At 37.8% G+C, this 9,540-nt stretch carries 8 protein-coding genes; 1 reads left to right on the top strand and 7 read right to left on the bottom strand.

From position 1 onward, the window contains the following. Positions 1–191 precede the first annotated feature (191 nt). Positions 192–1,363, top strand: a protein-coding gene (locus CLW00_RS15905) for an IS3 family transposase (protein ID WP_106134682.1) whose coding sequence is annotated in 2 segments (ribosomal slippage) — positions 192–465 and positions 465–1,363 — 1,173 coding nt in all. Because the reading frame shifts where the segments join, the coding sequence is not laid out codon by codon here. A 973-nt stretch (positions 1,364–2,336) separates the two neighbouring features. Here the strand turns inward: CLW00_RS15905 and CLW00_RS15900 are convergent. The 7 genes from CLW00_RS15900 to CLW00_RS15870 form a co-directional block, all read right to left on the bottom strand. Next, positions 2,337–2,750, bottom strand: coding sequence for a GxxExxY protein (locus tag CLW00_RS15900; RefSeq protein ID WP_106134681.1), 414 nt, complete (start codon positions 2,748–2,750; stop codon positions 2,337–2,339). A gap of 222 nt (positions 2,751–2,972) precedes the next feature. Further along, on the bottom strand, positions 2,973–3,662 hold the full coding sequence (mnmC2, locus tag CLW00_RS15895; RefSeq protein ID WP_106134680.1) for a tRNA (5-methylaminomethyl-2-thiouridine)(34)-methyltransferase MnmC2: 690 nt from the start codon (positions 3,660–3,662) through the stop codon (positions 2,973–2,975). Then, positions 3,662–4,144: a 2-C-methyl-D-erythritol 2,4-cyclodiphosphate synthase gene (gene ispF / locus CLW00_RS15890; protein ID WP_106134679.1), complete on the bottom strand. Its 483-nt coding sequence runs from the start codon at positions 4,142–4,144 to the stop codon at positions 3,662–3,664. Before ispF ends, mnmC2 begins: the two co-directional genes overlap by 1 nt. 378 nt (positions 4,145–4,522) lie before the next feature. Next, positions 4,523–5,764, bottom strand: coding sequence for a M16 family metallopeptidase (locus CLW00_RS15885; RefSeq protein WP_106134691.1), 1,242 nt, complete (start codon positions 5,762–5,764; stop codon positions 4,523–4,525). Positions 5,765–5,819: 55 nt separating this feature from the next. Beyond that, a complete protein-coding gene (locus CLW00_RS15880) occupies positions 5,820–6,017 on the bottom strand; it encodes a heavy-metal-associated domain-containing protein (protein ID WP_106134678.1) in 198 nt (65 codons plus the stop codon). A 26-nt stretch (positions 6,018–6,043) separates the two neighbouring features. After that, a complete protein-coding gene (locus tag CLW00_RS15875; RefSeq protein ID WP_146131439.1) occupies positions 6,044–6,919 on the bottom strand; it encodes a glycosyltransferase family protein in 876 nt (291 codons plus the stop codon). Between the two features lie 312 nt (positions 6,920–7,231). Further along, positions 7,232–9,418, bottom strand: a complete 2,187-nt coding sequence (locus tag CLW00_RS15870; protein WP_106134677.1) for a heavy metal translocating P-type ATPase — start codon at positions 9,416–9,418, stop codon at positions 7,232–7,234. Positions 9,419–9,540: the final 122 nt, after the last annotated feature.

The raw sequence follows: 9,540 nt of genomic DNA, 5'->3' as shown, positions 1-9,540 counted from the left end.
ATTGAAAACTTTTTCTTGATATTTTTCAGAGATTAAAATCAAATCAATAGCCTAAAAACTTTTTAATTGACAACTGTAAACATCCTCTACCTTTTGTTCACTTTTGTCACTTTTGTGGTCAAAATATAATTCAATGGACCTGCTACATTTGATTGGACAATAAGTTAAGCTCATTTCTTAAATTTGGAACAATGAGTAAAAGAGAAAGAAGAAAATTTGACGAGGCCTTCAAAAGAATGGCTGTAGAGTTGCACCTGAGTGGTAAGACGAGTACTTCCATAGGCAAGGAGTTGGGTATAGGCGCTGATTTGGTCAGGAGATGGACCAGAGAATTCAAATCAGAGGGAGCGACAAGTTTTCCGGGAAACGGGAAGCAGAACCTAACTGATGAGCAAAAGGAAATACTTGCTCTTAAGAAGGAACTGAACGAAACCCAAATCGAGAGAGATATCCTAAAAAAGGCGGTAAGCATCTTTTCCAGGGGGGACAGGAAACCTACGGGTTCATGAAAGACCACAGACATGAGTTTGCTGTTGAAAAGATGTGCAGGGTATTTAATGTAAGCAGGAGCGGATATTACAATTGGCTGAAGAGAAAACCTTCCAAACGTGAGCAAGAACGTGAGCTTCTGTTGGCTGAAATCGATAAGATACATACTCAAAGCAATGGTCGATACGGAAGTCCAAAGATAACCATTGAGCTGAGGGATAGGGGGTTTTCAGTGTCCAGACCAAGGGTTGCCAGAATAATGAGGGCAAACGGGATCAGGAGTGTGATATCGAGGAAGTTCAGGGTCTGCACCACTGATTCCAATCATGGTTTCAAAATCAATCCGAACTTGCTTGACAGGAACTTCAGCCCTGATGGCCCTGCGAAATCATGGGTATCGGACATTACCTACATCAGGACAGAAGAGGGATGGCTTTACCTGACCATGATCATGGACCTTTATGACCGAAAGATAATCGGGTGGTCGATGTCAACGACCATGCATGCGGAGAACACTGTTATACCCGCATGGCGAATGGCCCAGATCAACAGGCCTTTTTTCAGAGGGCTGGTTTTTCATTCGGACAGGGGGGTACAGTATGCCTGCTTTGAATTCAGAAAAGAACTAGATCCCGAGAAAGTAAGCCAGAGTATGAGCAGAAAAGCAAACTGCTGGGACAATGCAGTGGCAGAAAACTTCTTTAAGATCCTGAAATCGGAAACAGGTTACCGTAAATACGATTCAATAGCCCAGGCAAAGCAAATAATTTTCGAATTCATTGAAATCTGGTATAACAGGATCAGGAGACACTCCTCACTTGGATACCTTTCACCTGAACAGTTCGGAAAAACAATTAATAAAATTGCCTTATAAATACTGACCTCGAAATTGTCAGGGGGATTTTTTTTCAAAATCGCACTGATAATTTGAGGAGCCCGCGGCAGGCGTAATCAATTTAATCAACAAATCATCGGGCTTAATTCCAGAACGTTTCAGGTAATTTAAGTAAAAACCTATAATTGATCTACCACAAAAGGAAGCAAAAGTCACAAAAGGGTTTCAATTGAAAACTTTTTCTTGATATTTTTCAGAGATTAAAATCAAATCAATAGCCTAAAAACTTTTTAATTGACAACTGTAAACATCCTCTACCTTTTGTTCACTTTTGTCACTTTTGTGGTCAAAATATAATTCAAGTGCAGCTTGACTTAAAAAATATTTTACCTGCTTAATTCCAGAACGTTTCAGGTAATTTAAGTGAAAACCTGGAATTGACTTGCCACAAAAGAGAACAACAGTCACAAAAGGGTTTCAATTGAAAACTTTTTCTTGATATTTTTCAGAGATTAAAATCAAATCAATAGCCTAAAAACTTTTTAATTGACAACTGTAAACATCCTCTACCTTTTATTCACTTATGTCACTTTTGTGGTCAAAATATAATTCAAGTACAGCTGACTTAAAAAACATGTTACCTGCTTAATTCCAGAACGTTTCAGGTAATTTAAGTAAAAACCTATAATTGATCTACCACACAAGGAAGCAAAAGTCACAAAAGGGTTTCAATTGAAAACTTTTTCTTGATATTATTCAGAGATTAAAATCAAATCAATAGCCTAAAAACTTTTTAATTTATAACTGTAAACACCCTCTACCTTTTGTTCACTTTTGTCACTTTTGTGGTCAAAATATAATTCAAGTGCAGCTGATTTAAAAAATATTTTACCTGCTTAATTCCAGAACGTTTCAGGTACTTTAAGTAAAAACCTATAATTGACCTACCACAAAAGCCACAAAAGAATAAGGCCAGCGGGTTCTTTAACTTTGCTATGCTAATAAAGGGATTTTATTCTTTGAGTTCTGTAAAAAACTCATTCACATAGGTTTTTTGTCCTTCATGGTAAAGATTTACAACATTGAAATTATACATAATTCCCTTGGGTGATTTTAATAGCTTCATGTAGCTGATCAATACTGCTTCTGCAATTGGCGGAATAGCTTCAACAGATTTAATTTCTACTACTATTAAGTTTTCGATATAAAAATCACACCTCAACTTAGAATCTATTGACATATTTTTGTAGTGGATGGGAATCCTCATTTCTGATTGAAAATGCAACCCTCTACTTTCTAATTCATAAGCAAAACATTGGTGATAAATACTTTCCAATAAGCCGGGACCTAGATTTTTGTGGACTTCAATAGCTGCTCCGTTAATTTTGTATGTGAGATCCTTAATAAATGATTTAGAAACTTCCATAAAAACTAAAATTTAAAAGTGGATAATAAAAAAACAACTAGTTTAAAACTATCAAAAAAAGTAAAAACTTCACAGACAATTTCAAAAAAACCAAATTAAAATTTGATAACCACACATTGTAGATCCTAGATTAAATTCTATGTTTTAAGGTTATCACTTCTTTAATATTCATGGTTTAGTACTATGGAAGTTAAGGTTGTTTGTAAGTAGGATCAGAAACTGTCAACCTTCTCTTCTCCACGCCCTTGTCATTTCTTTTTTTCCTGGAGGGCCAGGCAGGGTTTCTACCGTCAAATCCAGGTCATTTAAGTCACGTTTGACTTGACCTTTTGCACAGTATGTTGTGAATACAGCCCCTGGATTCATGGTGTCGGTTACCTTTGCAAGCATTTCTTTGGTCCACAGTTCCGGCTGTTTGTTTGGTGCAAAGGCATCAAAATATATGACATCTGTAGGGTAAAGAACCGCATCTTCTAAAGTGCTGATATCTTTTTTCATATTGAAATACTCAGATATGACAACACCCTCACCCCATTTTGCTTCATGTAGTCGTTGAAAGTGTGGTGCATAGTGAAAAATGGTATGATCCACATCGGTATAATTCAATTGAGAATAGATTTCTTTCTCCAGCGGGTAAGGCTCGATGCTGTGGTATAAAACCGGCACCTTATATTGCTCTGCCCAGACCAAAGTGAGCCAAGCATTTAGGCCGGTGCCAAAACCCACTTCAAAAACGCGAATTGGAAAATGATTGGGGTTTCTACTGTACCAAGCTTCTATACCATACAACATAAATACATGTACAGATTCTCTATATGCTCCATGAAAGGAATGGTAAGTTTCATTCAGTTCAGGAAGAAAAAGTGAGTGGGACCCATCTTCTGTCGTGATGATTTTGACTTCTTTGCTCATTACTTCTGATAAATTAAGGCGACACAATAAGCAGAAACACCTTCTTCTCTACCTACAAAACCAAGTTTTTCTGTGGTCGTTGCTTTGACGGAGATTTGACCTTGATCCAAGTTCATTACATCGGCAAGACATTCTTTGATAGCGGGAATATGTGGATTTACTTTGGGCATTTCCAGGCATACAGTGGTGTCGATATTGCCTACTTCATAGCCTTTTTCCCTTATCAATTCCATGACTTCCCGGAGAAGAATTTTGCTGTCGATGCCTTTGTATTTTGGGTCTTTATCCGAAAAATGATATCCGATATCTCTTAAATCGGCAGCTCCCAAAAGTGCATCACAGATTACATGAATAAGTACATCAGCATCTGAGTGTCCCACGGCACCTTTTTCGTGCTCGAGCTTGATGCCGCCCAGCCAAAAATCATAGGCTTCTCTGAGTTGATGAACGTCGTATCCAAAACCGATTCTAAAGTTTGTCATTGTCTATAATAATAAGATTGATTTAATATTGAAATACAATTGAAATATTGTAGAAATACAATTGAAATACAATTGAAATACAATTGAAATATTTCTATCCTATATAGCTATAGCATATCCCAAATCGCTAAAGCTTTCGGGATATCCGCTTTCCACTGTATTTCATTATATGTATATCCGCTTTCATACCAGTAGAATCTAATTAATTGAATTAACCTCTGATTTCGAACCAATATCAATAAATATCCAATATCTATTGGTATCCCTTTGCCAAAAAAGCCTCGTTTAATTGATTAGTGGCATGATTGCGGATAATTATATTTCATTAACATTATTTCGCGAAGCATATTTCACAAAATATATTTCATTAGATAATTTTCACCCTCCCTTTGCCTTATAATACATCACTGAAGAATTTTCTTCTTTCAGGATAGTGTTGGCCCATTCCATGATTTGATGCGAAGGGATCTTGGTCTTTTTCTCGTAGCTTGTTTGGTATAATTCCGCATCACCCAAATGCGCATAATAAGCCAAACTCATTGCCCTGTTGAGCAACTGTACTGATTCGTAAGTTTTCATCGCCTCGGCCTGATTCTTGACTTTAGAAAGGACTTCCTCCTCTACTTGACTTTGAAGAAAATCTTTTACGACTTTATCCAAGGCTTTTTCTGCATTTTCTGCACTTTGTCCTTTTTCCATTTTTCCTGAAAACACCAATAGGCCTGGGTCTACTGTACCCAAAATATAGGCTCCGACAGATGCGAAAATATGGCCGTTTTTTACCAAGCTTTGCTCTAGCACAGATGACCTTCCAAAGCCAATAATGTCTGTGATCAAATCAGCCTCTAAATAACCATCCTGCATCTTTCCAGGCATATGGTATACTTTGTATAGGGCATCGGTAGGTACTTCGGCTTCTACGGTTTTGACTTTTTTTGAAGTCTGCGGTAGTTCTTGAGGAATTGTCTTTTTTGGAAATTTACTTGAAGGGATTTCACCAAACCATTTTTCAGCCAAACGCTTTACATCTTCAGTTTTGACCCCTCCTGCCACGACCATGACAGCATTGTCAGGGCTGTAGTGTGTCAGGTAAAATTCTTCCACATCTTCTTTGCGATACCCCACAATGTCATCAATATCTTTGCCTATGGTTGGCCATTTGTTGGGATGTTGGTCGAATGCCAAATCCCTTACATGGTGGAAAACATCCCCATAAGGTTGGTTGAGGTATCTTTGTTTGTATTCCTCTATGACAACCTTCCTTTGTGTTTCTATAGTCTTTTCAGTCAAAGACAATTGGAACATTCTGTCAGATTCAAGCCAAAAGGCTGTTTCCAGATTGACAGCAGGAAGCGTGACATAGTAATTGGTGATATCGGTATTGGTAAAAGCATTGCAAGATCCTCCAACCCTTTCCAAGGCAGCATCAAATACAGGGGCATTTTTGGAACCTCCAAACATCAAGTGCTCAAAGTAATGCGCCAAACCTGTTTTTCCCGGAATTTCATTTCTTGATCCGACTTTGTAGAGGATGTTGACTACAGCGATTTTGCTACTGTGGTCCTCATGTACCAATACTTCTAAGCCGTTATTCAGTACAAATTTTTGGTAGTTGATCATCATATAATTAAGACAAAGCTATTAAATTAAAGCTATCCGAGCAGGTTTTGTTTGCTCAAATCTCTTCAGCTTTATAGCCAGCCTTTTCAAGTGCTTCAATAACCTTACTTGAAGGGGTATTGCCTTGGACGGCCAAGATCCTGTCTGGGTGAGAAAGGTCTACTTGCCATTCTGTATTTTCAAGTTTGTTCATTTCCGGCGTAATTGCTGCGACACAAGCGCCACATTTGACGTTAGTTTTGAATTTTTTCATGTTTATGATTTTACGTTTATATGCTTCTAAAGCCTATCTAAAAATCTTCTCCAAATGGAGAAAGTGGATCTGAATTCTTTTAAAAGGACTTGATCGAAAGTATCAAACTCTTCAAATTCAAATTCAGTCTGATCTCCCTCATCTATTACAGTATTGAACCTTATAGTTTTTTTAGTGTGAGTAGCATTTTGGCCAAATCCAATGTTTCTGACTTTTGAAATTTTGGGATAGACAGTAATCTGATTATTTAAAAATTGTTGATAAACCCACCTTATCGCCCATGAATTTATTTTCCCAACCATTTGATCTCGGAGCATTCCAGGTAGGTCGATCCCTCCTTTAGTAAACCTCCATTGCTCGAATAAATTGTGTCTGAATTTAGAATATGTTTTTACCTCCCAGTCAACGGTATCCCATCTGTCCTTCCAGGTTGCCCAACCCCAAGATGATGCTCTTGGAGAGAAGTAAAAATCCTTGTTATAATTTTCTAAAGTCGCAAGTTTTGGAGAATAACCAGATATGGAGAATACCTCCTTATGATCTTTATAATAATCCAAAGCTGACTCCATGAACTGCAAAAAATTAGGTGCAACGATCAAGTCGTCTTCTAAAACAATTACTTTTCCGTATTTTGAAATAATTTGACTTACGCCATCTATTATTGAATTTGCTAATCCTTTATTTTCGTGTGCAAAAAATATTTCCTTAAAATTCAAATAGTCTAACTCATTTATATAATCTCTTACTTCTTTTACATCTTCTATCTCATCTGGGGATTTTGCATTATCAGAAAAAATATAAATAGGGTACTGTTCAACGTCTATGCAGTGTCTGAGGCTCTGCAAAGTTTTTTCCAATTCAGTTTTTCTTTTGTAAGAAAAAATGCAAATAGGCGTCTTCATTATATCCCAGTATGTGTTTTTACTGTACTTTTTAAAACAATAAATAAAATAAACTTCTTTTGGTGAATTAACCTAGCTTACTTTCAAGTAATAAAGCTGATGTTAAAAGTTTTAGAAAGTTTAAATGATCACGATGACATCAATTTCTCGCTTATTTTATTTGACAACCTATCCAATTTCTTGTTTTTTGTGCTTTTTCTAGGCAATGATTAAGCATTAATGGCAGGCAAACTACGATTGTTTTTTTAACCATCAATACTATAGCTTAGTTTCTTTTCACAAATTTTATTTTTTCAAAACTAAAGCGATTTCTCATCTCCTTAGTCTCAAACTATTTGTGACAACCGAAACTGAAGACAAAGCCATTGCTGCTCCAGCCAACATTGGGTTCAATAAAAACCCGAAGAAAGGATATAGGATTCCTGCCGCAATTGGGATTCCCATGACATTATAAACAAAAGCCCAAAAGAGATTTTGACGGATGATGCGAACAGTTTTCTTTGTCAATGAAAGTGTGCGAGGAATTTGAGTAAGGTCAGATTGAACCAAAGTCACCTCTGCTACGTCCATAGCAATATCTGTGCCTTCTCCCATAGCAATGCTCAAATCTGCCAAAGTCAATGCTTCTGAATCATTGATTCCATCACCTACCATGGCGACAGTTTTCCCTGATTTCTGTAAGGATTGGATATAGTCGGCTTTGTCCTTTGGCAATGATTCCGCTTGATAATTTACTATTCCGACCTCTTTTGCTACCGATGCTGCCGTCATCTCCTGATCTCCTGTCAACATGTGTAATTCTATGCCCAATTCTTTCAACTGACGTATAGCTTCTATTGAAGTGGATTTTATCGGATCTGCAATTTTTATAATGGCCAATAAATCCTGGTCTTTAGAGGCAAATACCACAATAGCTCCTTCTCGGTGAAAAGCAACTGCACGCTCCTTTTGCTGTGCTGAAATTTTAACGCCAGAGGCTTCTAAAAATTTTATATTTCCAATTCTGTAAATTTTTCCCTCGATTTCGCCACTGACTCCTTTTCCTGTATGGCTATGAAAGTCCCTGACATTATAGTGCTCACTTGATTGATCAAAATAGTCCACCACAGCTTTTGCCAAAGGGTGTTCACTTCTTGATTCTAATGAAGCCAAAGCTGTACCATCCTCTGATTCCCAAAAATCAGTTTTGATCAAATCCGTGACTTTTGGTTTTCCTTCAGTGATGGTTCCTGTCTTATCTAAGACAAGGGTGTCTATCTTTTTTCCTTTTTCCAGACTCTCAGCATCTTTTATCAGTATACCCAGTTCTGCACCTTTCCCCATAGCTGCCATGATTGCTGTAGGTGTAGCCAATCCCAATGCACATGGACAGGCAATAACCAGCACAGTAATCATGGCCAACATGCCTCTTAACCATGCTTCTTCTACACCACTAAAGCCCCATATCAAAAAAGAGATTATAGATATACCAAGTACTACCGGTACAAAGACTGCTGAAACTTGGTCTACAAGTTTTTGTATTGGGGCTTTGGAACCTTGGGCTTTCTTTACCCGGGCGATAATCTGAGATAAAAGGGTGTCTCCGAGTTCTTTTTCAATAGACACTTTCAAGCTTCCTTCCTGGTTGATAGTGCCAGCGAATACATGACTGTCTTTGTTTTTCAAAACAGGGATTGGTTCTCCGGAAAGCATGCTTTCATTTACGTAAGATTCACCCTCGGTTACTTTGCCGTCCAGCGCGATCTTTTGACCTGGTTTGATCAGGATCAAATCACCCTTCCGGGCCTCATTTGTGGATTTAGTAATTGTTCTTCCTCCTTCCAATACCAGGACTTCTTTTTCCTGAAGTCCCATCAATTTCTTCAAAGCAGCACCTGTACCTGCTTTTGCACCTGATTCTAAGGTTTTTCCCAAAAGAATAAAAAACACAATGACAGCGGCAGCCTCGAAGTACACATGAGGCTCTAGACCTCTTTCCAATAGATACTGCGGGAAAAAAGTGTTGAAAGTACTGTAAAGGTAGGCGATTCCTGTACTGAGTGCCACCAAAGTGTCCATATTGGATTGCAGTTTTTTGGCCAATTTCCATGCTTGGGTATAAAACTGCCGTCCAAATACAAACAGCACCGGAGTAGTCAAGGCCCACATAATGGGATCTGCATAAGGCATATCCATCCAAAACATGCCGATAACAAAAACCGGAAAGGCTAGAACACCAGCATAAATGGTTTTCTTTTTTAGATTCTTGTAAGCATCTGCTTGAAGTTTTTCTAAGTCCTCTTCGGCAATATCTTCTATAATCAAATCATAGCCAGTCTCTTGAACTTGTTTTTTGAGTGCTTCTAGCTGTACGACACCATTATCCCAATCCAATTGTGCACTGTGGTTGGTGTAGTTAACGCTGACTGTTTTTACACCTTTGGTCGATTTTAGCGTGTTCTCCACTGCTACTGCGCAGGCGGAGCAACTCATACCGGATATTGGGATTTCTTTCTGCATGTTGGTTTTAATTTAAGAAATTGGGCAAACTTCAATGCCGGACATATTCCAAATTCAAATGTAGGTATCGGTAATCAGAAGGATTTATATAATTTTTGGAAAAATTAAACCTAGGTATGACC

The organism is Mongoliibacter ruber (genome assembly GCF_003003005.1).
Taxonomy (GTDB): domain Bacteria; phylum Bacteroidota; class Bacteroidia; order Cytophagales; family Cyclobacteriaceae; genus Mongoliibacter; species Mongoliibacter ruber.
Note: the sequence above shows the minus strand (reverse complement) of the source record. Positions and strands in the feature narration are given on the sequence as shown.